This window comes from Paraburkholderia sp. GAS448 (assembly GCF_050435685.1).
Lineage (GTDB): Bacteria > Pseudomonadota > Gammaproteobacteria > Burkholderiales > Burkholderiaceae > Paraburkholderia.
Window position 1 is genome coordinate 85,710 of record NZ_JBNDKT010000020.1, and the last position, 15,811, is coordinate 101,520.

A 15,811-nucleotide genomic window follows, 5' to 3' on the forward strand; every position below is an offset into this window, starting at 1 on the left:
TAGCCGCGCGGCAGGACCCTTCGGAGAAGCGCTCCTCAATCCATTGCGTTGATGCACACCACTAACCCAATGGTTCGCGCACCCCGTCCCTGGCATGTCTGGGACCGCAGAGGATGACGGACAGCGTGGCGCTGGTGCGGGTTTGATCACGCCGTTCAGATGTCATCGCGGCGAAGGGTCCTGGACCGATGCCGGCGATTCCCAACACTTTCACGGCGGAGATCGAACCCCTAGCCATCATTCCATCCCTTTCCTGAACACACCGTTTGCGGTTGGAACCATTATATTTCCATTAGATACGCTGTTGTCAAATGTATTTTCGTTCTCGTATCATGCGAACGCCGGACTGACAAACCTGCGACTAGAATTGAAGACAGGAGCGCACATGATAGCCAGCAGGCCTCGCGTCGCGGGCCGGGAACTCGCCGGAGGTCGAAGTCCAGGTGCGCGAAGCCTTGCAACTGGTCAGGCATCCTGTGGAGGTGGTCGCTCTTGAGCCAGGCGGCCTCTCGGCCGTGCTCTTCGAAGCCTGGCGGAGCCAGAGCAGCTCCCAGGACGTTGAATTCCGGCCCAGCGAAGAACACGTGGTGCTGCAGCTTTACACGTCTGGCACTTCCGCCGGAGGATCATGACCGGTCGGGAAATCAGCGTATGCGCGAGGCGGGCATTCCGATGCCCGGTGAGGAAATCAAAGTCGTCGACGAACAGGGCCGGACTCTTCCTCCCGGTGCGGTTGGCGATCATGACGCGCTCCGAGCGCCAACATGGTGGGTTATTGGGGTATGCCCGACGCCACGGTTCGCGCGCTCGACCCCGAGGGATGGCTGCGAACAGGCGACGCCGGCTATACGGACGAGGACGGCTATCTTTACATCAGCGATCGCATCAAGGACATGATCATTTCCGGTGCCGAAAACATCTATCCGGCCGAAGTGGAGAATGTGATCCACGATCATCCTGCGGTAGCCGACGTCGCGGTAATCGGGGTGCCCGACGAGAAATGGGGCGAGGCAGTGAAGGCCGTCGTCGTGCTCCATCCGGGCGCTGCCACTGATGCAGGCGAGACCATCCGGCGCACCCTCGACGTTCACCGGACTGACCACGTTACCCGATGATGCCTCGCGCCAGATCAGAGAGCCGGCCCAGACAACGACAGACCCCTCATTCCTTGATGATCAGGGCGCGGATAAGGTCGATTGTCTTTTCTACTTCTTCGAGATCGAAGGGATCACGGCCAGTTGTCAGTTTGAACTCGGCCGCAATGGTGAACGGTACAGCGGCGATCGAGAGTATGGCGTAGTAGAGACGCACCGGGTCGATCTGCCGAATAGCGCGTTCGCGCTGCGCCGCCTTGATGATGTCAACGGTTTCCCCGATCCGGGACATCAAGAGGTTGTCGTAGAGCCACGTCAGCCGCGGACTGGGGTGGGCCGCCTCGAAAGTCATGATCCGGTGAACGCCTGGAAATTCCGCCAGGAAGTGGACCATGTCTACAATCAAGCGGTGAAGCTTAACCGATGCGGGCTCACGCCGGCACTCATTGAGCACTCGCCGATGACGTTCGTCGAACCGCTGGACGATGCGGCTCATCACCGCCTTCCAAAGCGCCTCCTTGGAAGGAAAGTGGTAGACCACGCGCTGGATCGTTGTTCCGGCATCAGTGGCGATCTGCCGCATCGATGCCCCTTCGTAACCGTGCGCAGCAAAAGCCTCGAAAGCCGTGTCGAGCAGGTGCTCGAGCATCTGGGTCGGCGGCTTTCGGCCAGGGGATTTGGCGGGCCTCTTCGCAAAAGGAATGTCAGGAAACGTACCCATGGTAAACGTTGTAATTCAAACCCGCAGAAAAGCCAAAACCGATGATGGATGTCCGCAGCGGCGGGGCGCGGCTCCGCGCGCCACCGCGCCCGGTATCTCGGGATAGTGCCTGGGAGCGCCCTGGTTCGGATCCCACCCTCGACCTTCAACTCTACACCCGTGACACACCCCTGCCGAGTCCGATGCCGGGAAAAGGACAGTACGCGCGACCTACTCGGGAGTTCCGGGACGCTGCATCGGAATCATTGGGGAGAGTTGCTCGCGCGCTTCCGGCCGGTTGGCATCGATCATCGGTGTATCTCCACCCTCATTCAGCGCGACCCGTTAGAAAAGTCGTGCTGAACGAATATTGCGCCCCTCAAAGACGATAGCAATCTCCCGGCCTTTTTCGCGAATGCCGGTCAAAATGCCTTTTCGCCGACCTGCGCAAGGAGCCGCGCCTTGCCAACTCCTTGCCCGCCGACCGTTCCGGCAATCAGGACAACCTTGCCTTTGACGCCGTTCAGGACTTGTTTCTCCCCGTGACCCGACTCGACCGCCATCAGGCGCCCTTTCGGAAACACCACTGTTGCGCGGTATCGCCGTCAGCCTCTCTGATCGAATGCAGCCGGTGCATCCGCGCGCGTTGCGGGCTTATGATTAATGTCGTTATCCGTCAACGGACGCCACCAGGCCCCGAACTCCAGTTGAAAACCATCGGGATCGCGAAAGTAAATCGACGTAAGCCACGGCTGCTCATCAGGAGCAGCGCCAATGCTGGCCCCGTCCTTGCCGAAGTGATACATGATCGGCGAGACCCAAATGCCGAGGCTCTCCAGCTTTTCCTTGTATTCCGGCAGCTTCTCGGGTGCGACACGGAACGCGAGGTGGTTCATCGATCCGATTGCCGTGGTGTAGTTGTCCGGATCAAACCCGCTGGACGGATCCCCAACATTCTTCTTCGGCACGGTGACTCCAGGTTCCGCCACATGCTTTTTCGGGAAGTAGAAGAACGCAAGCGAGCTCTTTCCATCCCCCATATCGAAAAAGAAGTGCTGACCACCACCACCAGGAAGCTCCGTCGTCTTGATCAGCGGGAAGCCCAGGACGCCCTGATAAAAGTCGACGGTACGCTGCATGTCTGCCGAAACGAGGGCGACATGACTGAGGCCCTGGATCTCGAATACCGGGTTTTTCTTTTCGGTAAGAAGGTAGTTCACTTGTCGAAGTCTCCGAATCGATAGGCGCAGTATTGCCGCTGCGCCGAAGAATGGCCTCCGGAACGGCATACACAGACAAAAATGCCCGCCGGACAACCACACACTATCGCCACACCTATTCTTTGTCAACTGATCAGGAATATAGCTAATCGATGGCGGTGAGGCCAGAGACGCGACTGGAACCGGATCAGCGGCTTTCAAGCCACAAATGAACCTCTTCCGGAGTTGCTGGGAAATCAGCAAGGAGCCTTCCATTTCGAAATTTATTTTGTTTTCCTACGCGATCGACGATCACGTGTTAGCACCGGCAGATGCCACCACCACGGATGATGCCCACTCTGCCGGCGCAAGGGTCGACGCCAGGAGCATGTCGACTGAGATCGCCAACTACGACGCCGTTGTCGCCGTAACGCCGCGCTCCGGCGCGCGGCGACCCCGCTGGACCCGAAGGATGCCATTGCCGATGCCCCCAGCCAAGTGGTGCGGCACGCACAACTTGTACTTGCCGCGCCGAAACTGCGCATACGTTCAGCCGCGTCCGAAAGGCGAAGCCTGCGGCCACGTACATACCTGTTCGATACTGATATTGACACATTAGAATGTCCAATCTATGCTGTCTGCAATCACCTGACTGGTCGGTCGATTGTTGGTGAATCATGTCCATGCAGTGGCCGCGAAAGCATCGTTAACTTTTGGTCGGGAGCGCGCTATCGAGCCGGCTCAACAAAAGGTGAAGAGAAGAGGTTCCACGAATTGTCGTAAGCTCGCTCGCATCCTCTGACGTGGCGATGGCGCATCAGGGCACGCCCAAACGAGTGGTCGGGGCACAATCTGTTCCGCCGCAAGTCTACGGAGCGACGCCCGCATACGGTGCCTCTATGTCGTTCACGTTCTGGCCTCGAGACGAAATTGATGGAAAGCGCCACTAAAGTCAGCCAGGCAGCCATGAATCGCGATCACTCAGACCATGCCCAATCACCAGGTCCGTCGGTGCCTGGAGTCGATTTCGACCGTCTCGCACGCTGGATGGACGGGAAAGGACTCGGCTCCGAGCCGATCGAGGACGTCCGCTTGATAAGCGGCGGCACGCAGAACATCATGTTGCGATTTCGCCGTGACGCCCGCGACTTTGTGCTGCGTCGGCCCCCGCTCCACCTCCGAAGTAATTCGAACGTCACGATGCGCAGGGAAGCGCGGCTGCTTGGTGCCCTAACGGGTACGGCCGTACCTCATCCTCACCTCGTGACGGCCTGCGATGATGAGGCGGTGTTGGGAGCGCTCTTCTATCTCATCGACTATGTCGACGGATTCAATGCACGCGAAGCGCTCCCCGCGCCCCATGCGGGCTCCGCGAATATGCGTCGGAAGATGGGTTTCGCGCTCGTAGACGGGATCGCCGCTCTGGGTGCGCTCGACTATCAGGCCTTGGGCTTGTCCGACTTCGGCAAGCCCGACAATTACCTCGACCGGCAGATTGCGAGATGGCAGTCCCAGCTCGCCAGCTATGGCGAACTGGCCGGCTGGCCTGGGCCGGAATCGCTGATCGGCCTGGATGCCGTCACGGATTGGCTGAGCCGGCATATGCCCGCCAGCTTCACGCCCGGCATCATTCACGGCGACTATCATCTTGCCAACGTAATGTTCCGCAGGGACGGGCCTGAACTCGCCGCAATCGTCGACTGGGAGCTGGCTACGATCGGTGACCCGTTGGTGGATCTCGGCTGGCTGCTCGCGACCTGTTGGGCCGAGCAGCCCCCGGAGTCCGGTCGTCTTGTGCCGGTGTGGGAGAACTTCCCCCCGCCGGTTGAGCTCGTCGAGCGCTATGCCGCGCGGAGCACGCGCTATCTGTCCGACATCCGCTGGTACGTCGTCTTCGCCTGTTACAAACTGGCGATACTGCTCGAAGGCACCCACGCGCGTGCCTCTGCGGGGAGGGCTGACCGGTCTACTGGCGACCAACTGCACGCGAAAGCGGTGGAATTGCTTCGGCGCGCGCAGCTATGGATCGAAGGGGCGCAGCTTTGACGATCGACGCCAGCCTGGATTTCACTGGCAAGAGGGTGCCGGTCGTCGGCCGGTCCAGCGGGATTGGCAATGGAATCGCCCAAGGCTTCGTCGATACCAAGCTGACGAAAGCGACGGTCGATAATCCCAGGCGGATGGACGCGGCCCTGGCGCGCATCCCTATTGGCAGGCTCGGCACGCCTGACGACATGGCGGGCGTGGCTCTTTTTCTCGCCTCGCCACTCGCTGCTTTCGTGGTCGGCCAGACCATCATCGTTGATGGCGGCCGCCTTCTCTAATGATAAGGAGGTTCAGGAATGGATTTCGAACACAGCGCCAACGCCAAACAGTGGATAGATCGGCTCGAGCGCTTTATGGCGGAGCATATCTACCCGCATGAGAAGGCGTACCACGCCTGGTCGGACGACCCGGCCAATCTGTGGAAGCCTTTCCCCCTCATCGAATCGCTGAAGGCAAAAGCCAAGGCGGAAGGCCTGTGGAACCTGTTCCTTCCGCGCGATTATGGCGATTTCAGTCCTGGGCTCACCAATCTCGAATATGCACCCCTCGCCGAGAGGATGGGTCGCGTGCCCTGGTCATCCGAGGTCTTCAACTGCGGCGCCCCCGACACGGGCAATATCGAGCTGCTCGCCAAATACGGCACTCCGGACCAGCAGGCCGAGTGGCTTCGGCCACTCATGGATGGCACCATCCGTTCCTCCTATGTGATGACAGAGCCGGGTGTCGCATCGTCGGACGCGACCAACCTTGAAACGACGATCCTTCCCGACGGCGACGAGTATGTCATTAGCGGGCGCAAATGGTGGATCTCTGGGGTCAAGCATCCCAACTGCAAGCTGTTGCTCGTGATGGGAAAGACCAGGCTGGACGCGCCGCGGCACGCGCAGCATTCGGTCATCATCGTCCCGCGCGACACGCCGGGCGTGACCGTTGTCCGAACAATCTCGGTGCTCGGATCGCGCAATACGCCCTGGGGCGAGGCGGAGCTGCTGTTCGAGAACGTTCGCGTGCCCAAGGCTAATCTGATTCTCGGCGAGGGCCGGGGATTCGAGATCGCGCAAGGGCGCCTCGGTCCCGGGCGCATCCACCACTGCATGCGCTCGATCGGCCAGGCGCAGCGCTCGTTGGAGATCATGGCCCGCCGTGTGACGCAACGCACGGCGTTCGGCCGCAAGCTCTCCGACCATGGCAGCATCAGGCAGGATGTCGCGCGGTCTTATTGCGAGATCGAGCAGGCCCGGCTACTGACACTCAAGGCCGCAGACGCGATCGATCGTCATGGCAGCAAGGGCGCGAGAGATCTGATCGGCGCCATCAAGATCGTCGCACCGATAATGGCGCAGCATGTTGCTGATCGGGCTATTCAGGCCCATGGCGCAATGGGCCTAAGCGAGGACACGCCGATCGCCGACTTTTTTCTGCGTAATCGCTATGTGCGCATCACCGATGGGCCGGATGAGGTTCACCTGTCGCAACTAGGTAAGCTGAAGATCGCAGAGTACGCCGATCCGGGCGAGCACGCCTGAACTACACACGTTTCGCTGGAATTGCTGTGATGAGAAAACCTATCCACAGCAAATAGGGTAGTCGCGAAACTTCAGCCCTTCGAGACGGAATCGCTCTGTCTCGACATTCGACCTCGCTGGCGAACCATCGGACGATCCGTCTGCGCGCGGGTCCCGCACGAAAACGAAACCGAAATCCGACCCATTCGCCTCGTCCAATCGCCGCTGTTTTCAGAAGCATCCTGGGGATGGTCGAGCGGACAAGTGGCGTGTAGATATCCATTTTCTGGAGCCACGTAAAGCACGAACAGCCTGGCGCCGACTTGCTCGTTTTTTCCCAATATTGAAAAGGTCGGAGAGACTCGCGGGATCGAGCAACTTTGCGACACAATTCACCAGCGCGACGATGGTGAGATCCTCCTCGCATTGAGCCAGCACCGTGCCAGACGCGACGATGCTGCTCAAATCGTTATGCTCACGTTTCGATTCGGGGAACAGGTGGTCCGCGTATCAGGCCGCCGCGCTCAACGATATCGATGATGATCATCGGTGCGCCACAGTGGCGGCAGACGAAGGCGGGACGCGAGGCAGTAGCGGGATCGGCGCCTTCCAGCGGAAGGTCACGCCGCGCTCGCCGAATGCAAGCAGGCGCTGGATCAGCTTTCGCATACGTTCCATGTGCCACGTAGCTCAAGACCAGTGTTTCGACGCTGGGGGAAAGGCGCGCCCTGAATTACGTGCGTAACGGATCGCTATCAGAGACAGGCGTAGAGCGCGTCGATGGTGCCGCGACGCCGTGGGTTGGTCTCGAATTCACTGCTCATTTTGTTCATTGTGTAGGCGAAAGCCACCTTGGCGACGGGATCTCCGAAACCGAATGACCCACCCCATCCGCTATGCCCGAACGTCGCAAGATGCCGACCGTAAAGGTTGCTATGGTTGAGCCAGAACCCGGCGCTCCACCGGTGGAAGTCACCCTTGCAGCGATCTATTCCTTCAAAACGACACTTTATCGCTTCCGCGAGGGCGTCTTGACCGACAAGGCGCCTGCCATCGGCCGATGTTCCGAGCATCAGATTGTAAAAACCGGCAAGCGCACGCGAATTCGTGTACCCGTTCGCCGCTGGAAAGTCTGCAGCCTGCCAGGTCGGGTCGTTCGAGAGCCAGCTTGGCGTCAAGGGATTTGCAAACGCGGTGAAGCGGATCTCGTCATCGCGGTCGATCATCGACGGATCAAGTCCTTCATTTTCTATCGTCTCGGCAACGCGATTCCTGTCGCTCGGCGCGAGACCGATCTGCAGGTCAAGGCCGAACGGCCTGGCGATCTCGTCTGACACGAATTGCTTTAGAGAGCGTCCTTCGATCCTTCTGAACAAAGCAGTCGCAAGCACGCCGATTGTCTGAGCGTGATATCCAGCAAAGGCTCCGGGCTCCCACAAGGGCACCTGTGCCGCGAGCCGGCTAGCGGCAGCCTCTCCGGACAGAAGCTCTTCGAGCGTGGTTGGCGTTCTGAAGCCGGAAAGTCCAGCCTGATGCGACAACAGCTGACCGATCGTAACCGCCTGTTTCCCGGCCTGGCCGAACTCCGGCCAGTGGCGGGATACCGGGTCTTCGTACGACGCGAGGCCACGATCGACCAACATCGCAAAAGCTGCGGCTGCGATTCCCTTGGTGGAGGACCAGACGTTAACGATCGTATTCTGCATCCAGGGATCGCCAGCGATGTTCCGGGCACCACCATATAAGTCGAGGACAAGTTCACCATCGACGAAGAGCGCACAGTCGGCGCCCACCTCGCCAAACTCAGAAAAATTACGGATGAACGCTTCGCGTACCTTCTCGAACTCGGGCGCGCAGCGCCCCTCTATTTCAAAAAGATTCATGGTCATTTGACGCACTCCATCTTGGCGGGCGGCCACAAACGCGGACACCTTATGTCGCTGCCAGGCTCCAGCTTGCCAGCAACCCCAGTTAGTCAATTGCGGGACACTCGTCCCATCGTAGCCGTCTCAACTCTGGATCCAACATACTATGATGTCACTTGATAAATCATATCAGAATGTTAATGCCATATTGATGAGCAACAGCGTTCTGTGCGCCTGCGCCGCGCCTCACATCGGACAGTCTGCTCCATGCCTGCGCCGTGAACCGGGCCTGAGCCGACGACTGCAACACCGAACGGCCGCATTCCTCGCTCGGCTATGCCACCCCGGCGGCCCTGCCTCCGAAATCGAAAAGCACCGGCCAGGACGCGTCCAGGCCGGTGCTTCGTATGCGCTCGCGCATCACAACAGCCGTCGGTCTCTGGTTCCCGCTGGATGAAAACCGGGGGTCACGTCACCCGCAAACCCCGGATAGTGGTCGCCGTAGAGCTGGCCGACAAAATGGCTCGTACCGTTCGAACTGCATACCGGCCCGTGGCGTCACCAAGCCACAGCAAGAGGCCTGACACACGACCGATAGAAGCGCTGCACCGAAGAAAGTCAGGAGAATCCCCTTGCAATACTCTGGGGCATCCACACATGGTCCGCTTCTCCTGTCAGAATTTTGGATCTCTCCACCAAGGAAAAGCAGCGGGCATGTCAGTCGATATCTTGCCTGGAAAGCGCGCCGGCCGCTTTTCGAGGAAGGATTGGACGCCCTCTCTGGGATCCGCGGAACGGCCAAGCTCCATCAGCACGCGGCTTTCGATCCGATGCGCCTCCATCGGATGGTCGGCGCTAACCATGCGCCAAAGCATCTGCCGCATCAAAGCAACCGAAACCGGTGCAGAATTGGCCGTCACCTCATGTGCCAGGGCACGAGCCGCGGGCAACAGGTCGTCCGGAGCGTGGACCGAACGCACAAGCCCACGCTCGTGCGCTTCCTGTGCCGAAAAGACGCGGCCCGAATAGCCCCATTCGAGCGCCGTTTGCATGCCCACCACTCTTGGCAGAAACCAGGAGGAACACGACTCCATGACGATGCCCCGCCGAGCGAAGACAAAGCCGAACCGAGCCTCCTCTGAGGCAAGACGGAAGTCCATAGCCAGGTTCAGGCTCGCCCCGAACCCGACGGCCGGTCCATTCACTGCCGCAATTACGGGCTTCAGGCTGTCAAAGATGCGCAAGGTGATCCTGCCGCCGCTGTCGCGATAGACGCCATCGACCACGTTCTCCGGCGCGAGGGCTGCGAACTTATCGCCATCGAAGCTATCTCTCCCACCGGAGAGATCGGCACCGGCACAGAAGGCGCGTCCTTCGCCAGTCACGATGACCGCCCTCACCTCGTCGTCGCTGTCCGTTCGATCGAAGGCGGCGATGAGCTCCCGTGACATCACCGCGTTAAGGGCGTTCAGCTGGGTGGAGCGATTAAGCGCGATGGTCGCGATACCCTCATCAACCGAATAGAGCAGCGTTTCGAAATCGCTCATCAACCACTCCGGTCGCAGTCTGTCATGCTACTGCTGCCTTTGATATCGGCGCCTGCAAGAATGCGGCGGTAGACGGTCGCGATAGAGTGGAGCCGGAACGGGTCGCACTCTCCCAACCGTCGCATCTTGCGATCCCGCCCAAGGCGATCTGGAACACCGAAAGGGGCAGATATGCTAAAGCGGCTAGCGACCAAAGCCCCGCCCCAAGCAGACTTACGCGCGCGTTACTTAGCAAGTGACGCCTCGATCTCAGGAAAGCTCGCGCTGCTGCATCCGCTCCATCCAGGACTCGGCTTCGTCGGCCCGAGCCGCCACATGGGCGGTGTCATTCTCGTTGAAGGGGCGGTGCCAAGCCCCAAACTCGAGCTGAATCCCGTCCGGATCCTTGAAATAGATCGAACTCAGCCACAGCGACTCCTTGATCGGGTTCCCCCGGGCATCGAAGTCGTAATGCTCCAGGACCTCGGAGACAGGAATGCCCGCGGCTTCGAGCTTCGCCTTGCATTCCAGGATCCGATCGGGCTCGACGTTGAAGGAGATGTGGTTCATCGAGCCGATATCCGTGACACAGACATCAGGCAAGCCGTCCTCATCAAACCCTCCGACATTCCGCCGCGTGACCGTCACGCCAGGTGCGTGCTCCTTAGCCGTCGGGAAAAAGAAGATGGCCAAGGATCCCTGACCATCGCCCAGATCGAAGAAGAAATGCTGCCCGGCCCGCCCAGGAAGCTCCGTCGTCTTGATCAGCGGAAAACCGAGGATGCCTTGATAGAAATCCACAGTCCTCTGCATATCCTTGACGACAAGGGCAATGTGGCTGAGCCCTTTTACCGGGAAGTTCATGTTCTTCCTTTCCGATATTTGTCCAATCATCTCCTGACCCTCCGCGTTTAGACGTGTCATTGACATCCTCCATCAAACATACTTAATTGTCAATCAGTATGTTTATAGGGTATGTGCATTGTCAGACATACTTCGCGTAAGGTATCGACCATGACGATGTCTCAACTCTCTCAAGCCGCCGCAGCATCTGTCCCACCGGGGCTGATTGCCGCCACGTACGAACGTGCGGCGTCGATCCTGACATCGAATTTCGACTTCAGCGAGGGGCGACGCGTTCCCTGACAATCGCATTCCCGGTGCTGCCACCCTCGACCATCTATGTCATGGCGCCTATCGCATCCAGAGCTCCCGCAAGCCCAAACCGATGACCGAAAGCGGTCGAAAACGCGGTTGCCAAATCGGGCAAAAGACCGCGTTCCTGAGACCCTTCGAAGTCGAGATTCGAGGCCATTCTGAGTGACCTCATTATGCCGATCACCCCCGACCCGGCTCGATGACGCCGATCCATGACATGCGGATTTCAGAGTCCCCGCTCGCTGATTGTAGATTACCGAACAAACATACATACTTTTATGGCGTCTTAGTTGACACTTAGGTATGTCGACGACATGATGCAGAATATAGCCAACCCGATAAGGAGGGCCGTGCTCGCCTGAGCACTATGCCGAATTCATCAAATCCGGTCTCGTGGGCAGCTTGCTGGCTTCACAGAGTCGTGCCTGGCTGCAAGCCGTTCCGCGCGGTCGTTTGGCGTCCTGAGCGAGATAAAAGGAGGAACCGTGAGCGATACCAACTTCACAGGAAAGAATATTTTGGTTGTGGGCGGCTCGAGCGGCATAGGCAACGGCATCGCGCAGGGGTTCTGCCTTCGCGGCGCCAATGTCGCCGTATGGGGCACGCGTGCGCGGGCCAGCGATTATGAGGGGGTTGAGGGATCCAATCTCACAGACCTGCAGTATAGCTGCGTGGATGTGAGCGATGCGGACGCAATCGTAAAGGCTGCAGCAGAGCACGGCAGCCTGGACGTCCTTGTCCTGGCCCAAGGAATCCTGGTGCCTGGCGGCGCAGAGTTCGAGCGCAAAAACTGGAACAAGGTGATGGCCGTCAACCTCGACAGCCTCATCCATTGCTGTAATGCATTTCGGTCCGCGCTTCGCGAGACCTGTGGATCGATCATCATCGTAGGTTCGGCCGCGGCCATACGTACGGCCCCCGAACAGCCCGCCTACAGCGCGTCCAAGGGCGCGGCGGCGAGCCTGGTGAAAAACCTCGCGAGCACCTGGGCGGCGGAAGGAATAAGGGTGAACGGCATCGCGCCGGGCTTCGTCCACACCAAGCTCGCGAGTCACGTGACCGGGGACGCCGCGGTGCTTGGCCAAATTCTCCCTGCCATCCCTGCCAGACGATTGGGCGAGCCGAGCGAAATGGCCGGTGCCGCGGTCTTCCTCGCGTCGCCGCTTGCCTCCTATGTTCACGGGCACATGCTCGTGGTCGACGGAGGGGTCACGGTATGAGGTCCTGGGCGGTTCAACTACTTTGGCAGACCTGTGGCAAACCTCCACTGAGGACCGCCTTGCCAGGCGAGGGTTGAGGCGGTGCTGACCGCACGCGCCGCCGTCGGCCCACGGGCGCCACAGTCCCGCTGGTACGGGTTGACGGCTGTCGAAGCGCCCATCACCGGTTCCGACGACCACTGCACTATCGGTGTAGCGCAGGAAGGGTTCGCGACCGACCGACCCGCCCGGAAGCGAACCTGTTTCCACCAGATCAACACCAGGAATCAGCGTCCTGTTCGACGCTGCCAGGCGCTGCAGATAGTCCTGTCACCTGTACCGCATCGCAGGTCGCCATAAGCCGACCAGCTCCTCTGGAAGGATGACAACTGTCGGACCAGTCTCGAATCGCCGCTGTGCAGCCTGCTTTGCCCTCTCGACACGTGCATGGAGCGCCCCGTATTCCCGTTGATCGAGTCCGCCGAACGATATGTCGACTGGCTCCCATCCGGCAGGCACTGCGGGCCGTGCCCGACATGGTTGGCGGGCCCACCGTGCCACGGGCGAATGAAATTCTCGTCGCCCACTAGTGCATGATTGTGCACGTTTACATTCTTGATTGTGCACGGTAAGATGCGCCCATGAACGACAATATTCCCCTCGCACGACGCGACGAGATCGCACATCGGCTCGCCCACGGCCAGCCGGTTGTAGCGGCTACGCTCGCCGTCGAATTCAATATTTCGGAAGACGCGATCCGCCGCGATCTCCGCGCGCTCGCCGCCGACGGACTGTGCCGCAGGGTCTACGGAGGCGCATTACCCATCACGCCCACGTCCGCTCCCATGGCGGCCCGGATGGATGAGGCGCGTGAAAGGAAAGCGGCATTGGCTCGCGCAGCTGTGGCGCTGATCCAGCCCGGCGAACTCCTGTTCCTGGACAGCGGCAGCACCAATCTCGCCCTCGTTGAAGTACTGCCCGAAGACAGTGAACTCATCGTGGCCACCAATTCCATCGACATTGCCGCCTCCGTGCTTCGCCGCTCTGATCTGCAACTCATCATGATTGGTGGAGCGGTCGATCCGGCAGTCGGCGGATGCGTCGATGCCAGTGCTGTGCAGAGCGTCTTGCAAATGAATATCGACCGATGCTTCATTGGTTCGTGCGCCATATCTTCAAAAGGCGGTATCAGCGCCTTCAGTCTCGCCGACGCTACCTTCAAACGCGCGGTCCTTGCTGCTAGCGCGCGCAGCGCGGTTCTGGTGACTACTGACAAGTTCACCACCCGGGCAGCTCATCGCGTCGCAGCCATCGGAATGATCAAATGCGTTGTCGTCGAACACGATCTGCCGCGCGCGGAGCATGCATCCCTGTCTAAGGCTGGTCCGAAGGTGCTGGTGGCCAAGCCTGCCGACCTGTAGGCGGGCGGCAAATCACCCTGCAACCGAGAATATTGAGTGAAATGACTTCAGATCAGCCGGCAGCCAGGCTTGCCACCCGTCTTGCATTCCTCGTGGCCGGATTCGGCGTCGCCTGCTGGGCACCGCTCGTGCCATTCGCCAAGCATCGGCTTGGCGCCAATGACGGCGTGCTCGGCATGCTGCTGCTTTGCATCGGCCTCGGCTCGGTGATTTCCATGCTATTCACGGGTGCGATCAGCGCACGATATGGGAGCAAACCCGTCATCGCAATTGGAGGGATCGGACTGGCGGTCATCCTGCCGTTACTGACCGTGGTCAGTACACCGCTTACGCTAGCTGTCGCCCTGCTTGCGTTCGGTGCGTCTCTTGGCTCACTCGACGTCGCAATGAATATCCACGCGATCGAAGTCGAACGCATGGAAGCGCGCCATTTGATGTCGGGGTTTCACGCGTTATTCAGTGTTGGTGGATTTATCGGCTCGACGTTGATGACTTTTCTACTTTCAATGCACATCGGAACGCTCGCGAGCACAGTGCTCTGTGCCTTCCTGATGTTTGCCGCAATCACGTCTGCGCGACCGCGGCTGCTCGACACCGCCCAGGAAAATGACGCCCCTCTGTTCGTCATGCCGCGCGGTGTGGTCCTGTTGCTGGCAGCGCTCACCGCCATCACGTTTCTGGTCGAAGGCGCGCTGCTCGATTGGAGCGCCTTGCTCATTACCGGAAAAGGGCTAGTGGCTGCCGCTCGCGGCGGAGTGGGCTATATGCTGTTCTCTATAGCGATGACCGCAGGCCGCTTGAGTGGCGACGCGATAACGGCGCGTCTAGGCGATCGCACTGTGATGTTCTGGGGCGGCGTTCTCGCGACGGCGGGTTTCGTCATCCTGTTGACTACGCCGGTTTCCGTGGTCGCGTTGTCCGGCTTCCTGCTGGTCGGCCTCGGTGCATCCAATGTCGTACCTGTGTTGTTCCGCAAAGCAGGCGCGCAACGAGCGATGCCGTCCGCACTCGCGGTGGCGGCGGTCACGATTACCGGCTATGCCGGAAGTCTCGTGGGTCCGGCGGGTGTTGGCTTCGTCGCCAATCGAGTCGGATTACCCGGTGCATTCTGGGTATTGGCTGCGCTGCTCTGTCTCGTTCCTTGTTGCGCTCGCATGGTGACAACTTCCCGGTCATAAGAATGCTGGTCGAGAACCGATTTCGATTTGCGTTATGGTCCTTTTCGCAAGGGGAAGGCGACACTGGATGGTCCGCTTCAATATCCAAATGAATGTCGCCTGCTGTTTAGGCTTGCAGGGATGAATTGGTACACGCGGCGCTAGAACGAGAAGTAGCCCGTTTTCAGAAGGCAGTACGTCGGCGACTGGGCAGTGGACCGACTGGGCCGGTCGAATTGGTCCTCGCGTATATCGAGGAAGCACTGGACGAGGACGACGCCACGACCCAAAAGGCGGCTTTTCTCGTAACCGCCTTGGTGCACGCCCCTGACATGCTGGAGCCGGTGCGACGCCATTACCGCGCTCTGCTCGATCCGCTTCGATCGGAATATGGCGAGGTTGCTGAAGTCCGTCACGCACTGCTGGCTGTTGAGGGTATTTTTCTGCTCCGAGGACTCGGGTTCGTAGAGGTTTCCCCCGACGAGCAAAAATCCGTCCTGCTCCACGCGCGCAATATCGTCCTTGCGGCGTTAGATAGACCGGCATAGTGCCCGCTCCGAGAATCAGAGGGTCAACGATGAGCGCGGCGATCGCCCCATTCCGGCATGCCGCGTTCAACGCATCCAGGGTCGCCCGCTCACGACCCACGGAGGGAAACGTAAGCCGCTTAACATCGAATAGAAGCGGATCCTCGCGATGTTTCGAGGTCGAGTTCTATCTACCGATCTTGAGGCACACCACTTCCGGCGACCAGCTCTGATAGGACCGGCGCGTCTTAATTTCGAGCGCCAGAAGTCCGTCGCAAACCGGGACACGAGCGCCGTATGCCAGCGAAATGAAGGTCGATTGTGGACAATGTAGGTCGCATAATCGAGTGTCCCTTCATGGGCCGACCCCGGCCTGTCGCGGAGGTCAAACCTTGACCTGCCCGAAACTTTCGA

At 59.7% G+C, this 15,811-nt stretch carries 14 protein-coding genes and 1 pseudogene; 9 read left to right on the top strand and 6 right to left on the bottom strand.

All coding sequences use genetic code 11. The features are described from left to right. Positions 1 to 600 precede the first annotated feature (600 nt). Positions 601 to 1,058 (top strand): annotated as a pseudogene (locus P3T23_RS29770) (AMP-binding enzyme); the annotation flags it as partial. Between the two features lie 103 nt (positions 1,059 to 1,161). Here P3T23_RS29770 and P3T23_RS29775 read toward each other — a convergent pair. The 3 genes from P3T23_RS29775 to P3T23_RS29785 form a co-directional block, all read right to left on the bottom strand. Beyond that, complete coding sequence (locus P3T23_RS29775; protein ID WP_429319673.1) at positions 1,162 to 1,743, bottom strand: TetR/AcrR family transcriptional regulator; 582 nt, start codon at positions 1,741 to 1,743, stop codon at positions 1,162 to 1,164. A 473-nt stretch (positions 1,744 to 2,216) separates the two neighbouring features. After that, complete coding sequence (locus P3T23_RS29780) at positions 2,217 to 2,357, bottom strand: hypothetical protein (protein ID WP_429319674.1); 141 nt, start codon at positions 2,355 to 2,357, stop codon at positions 2,217 to 2,219. Positions 2,358 to 2,399: 42 nt separating this feature from the next. Continuing rightward, positions 2,400 to 3,014, bottom strand: coding sequence for a VOC family protein (locus P3T23_RS29785; RefSeq protein WP_429319675.1), 615 nt, complete (start codon positions 3,012 to 3,014; stop codon positions 2,400 to 2,402). Positions 3,015 to 3,926: 912 nt separating this feature from the next. Here P3T23_RS29785 and P3T23_RS29790 point away from each other — a divergent pair. Genes P3T23_RS29790 through P3T23_RS29800 form a run of 3 tightly spaced genes read left to right on the top strand, consistent with a single transcriptional unit; the run spans position 3,927 to position 6,565 of the window. After that, entirely contained in the window at positions 3,927 to 5,039 is a 1,113-nt protein-coding gene (locus tag P3T23_RS29790) for a phosphotransferase family protein (protein ID WP_429319676.1), read from the top strand. Further along, positions 5,036 to 5,317 (top strand): SDR family oxidoreductase, encoded by a 282-nt coding sequence (locus tag P3T23_RS29795; protein WP_429319677.1) that lies wholly within the window; start codon positions 5,036 to 5,038, stop codon positions 5,315 to 5,317. Before P3T23_RS29790 ends, P3T23_RS29795 begins: the two co-directional genes overlap by 4 nt. Positions 5,318 to 5,335: 18 nt before the next feature. After that, positions 5,336 to 6,565: an acyl-CoA dehydrogenase family protein gene (locus P3T23_RS29800; protein ID WP_429319678.1), complete on the top strand. Its 1,230-nt coding sequence runs from the start codon at positions 5,336 to 5,338 to the stop codon at positions 6,563 to 6,565. A gap of 734 nt (positions 6,566 to 7,299) precedes the next feature. Here the strand turns inward: P3T23_RS29800 and P3T23_RS29805 are convergent. From P3T23_RS29805 to P3T23_RS29815, 3 genes are all read right to left on the bottom strand, one after another. After that, positions 7,300 to 8,433, bottom strand: a complete 1,134-nt coding sequence (locus P3T23_RS29805) for a serine hydrolase domain-containing protein (protein ID WP_429319679.1) — start codon at positions 8,431 to 8,433, stop codon at positions 7,300 to 7,302. Positions 8,434 to 9,083: 650 nt separating this feature from the next. After that, positions 9,084 to 9,956, bottom strand: a complete 873-nt coding sequence (locus tag P3T23_RS29810) for a crotonase/enoyl-CoA hydratase family protein (protein ID WP_429319680.1) — start codon at positions 9,954 to 9,956, stop codon at positions 9,084 to 9,086. A gap of 249 nt (positions 9,957 to 10,205) precedes the next feature. Continuing rightward, positions 10,206 to 10,799, bottom strand: coding sequence for a VOC family protein (locus tag P3T23_RS29815; protein WP_429319681.1), 594 nt, complete (start codon positions 10,797 to 10,799; stop codon positions 10,206 to 10,208). 150 nt (positions 10,800 to 10,949) lie between these two features. Here P3T23_RS29815 and P3T23_RS29820 point away from each other — a divergent pair, with 150 nt between their 5' ends. The 5 genes from P3T23_RS29820 to P3T23_RS29840 all read left to right on the top strand — a co-directional run bounded on the left by P3T23_RS29820 (position 10,950) and on the right by P3T23_RS29840 (position 15,418). Beyond that, on the top strand, positions 10,950 to 11,081 hold the full coding sequence (locus tag P3T23_RS29820) for a hypothetical protein (protein WP_429319682.1): 132 nt from the start codon (positions 10,950 to 10,952) through the stop codon (positions 11,079 to 11,081). Between the two features lie 497 nt (positions 11,082 to 11,578). Further along, positions 11,579 to 12,313 carry an SDR family NAD(P)-dependent oxidoreductase gene (locus P3T23_RS29825; RefSeq protein WP_429319683.1) on the top strand — a complete coding sequence of 245 codons (735 nt, stop codon included), beginning with the start codon at positions 11,579 to 11,581 and terminating at the stop codon, positions 12,311 to 12,313. Positions 12,314 to 12,933: 620 nt separating this feature from the next. Continuing rightward, positions 12,934 to 13,713, top strand: a complete 780-nt coding sequence (locus P3T23_RS29830) for a DeoR/GlpR family DNA-binding transcription regulator (RefSeq protein ID WP_429319684.1) — start codon at positions 12,934 to 12,936, stop codon at positions 13,711 to 13,713. Between the two features lie 41 nt (positions 13,714 to 13,754). After that, positions 13,755 to 14,891, top strand: coding sequence for an MFS transporter (locus P3T23_RS29835; RefSeq protein WP_429319685.1), 1,137 nt, complete (start codon positions 13,755 to 13,757; stop codon positions 14,889 to 14,891). A gap of 215 nt (positions 14,892 to 15,106) precedes the next feature. Next, positions 15,107 to 15,418 carry a hypothetical protein gene (locus tag P3T23_RS29840; RefSeq protein ID WP_429319686.1) on the top strand — a complete coding sequence of 104 codons (312 nt, stop codon included), beginning with the start codon at positions 15,107 to 15,109 and terminating at the stop codon, positions 15,416 to 15,418. Positions 15,419 to 15,811: the final 393 nt, after the last annotated feature.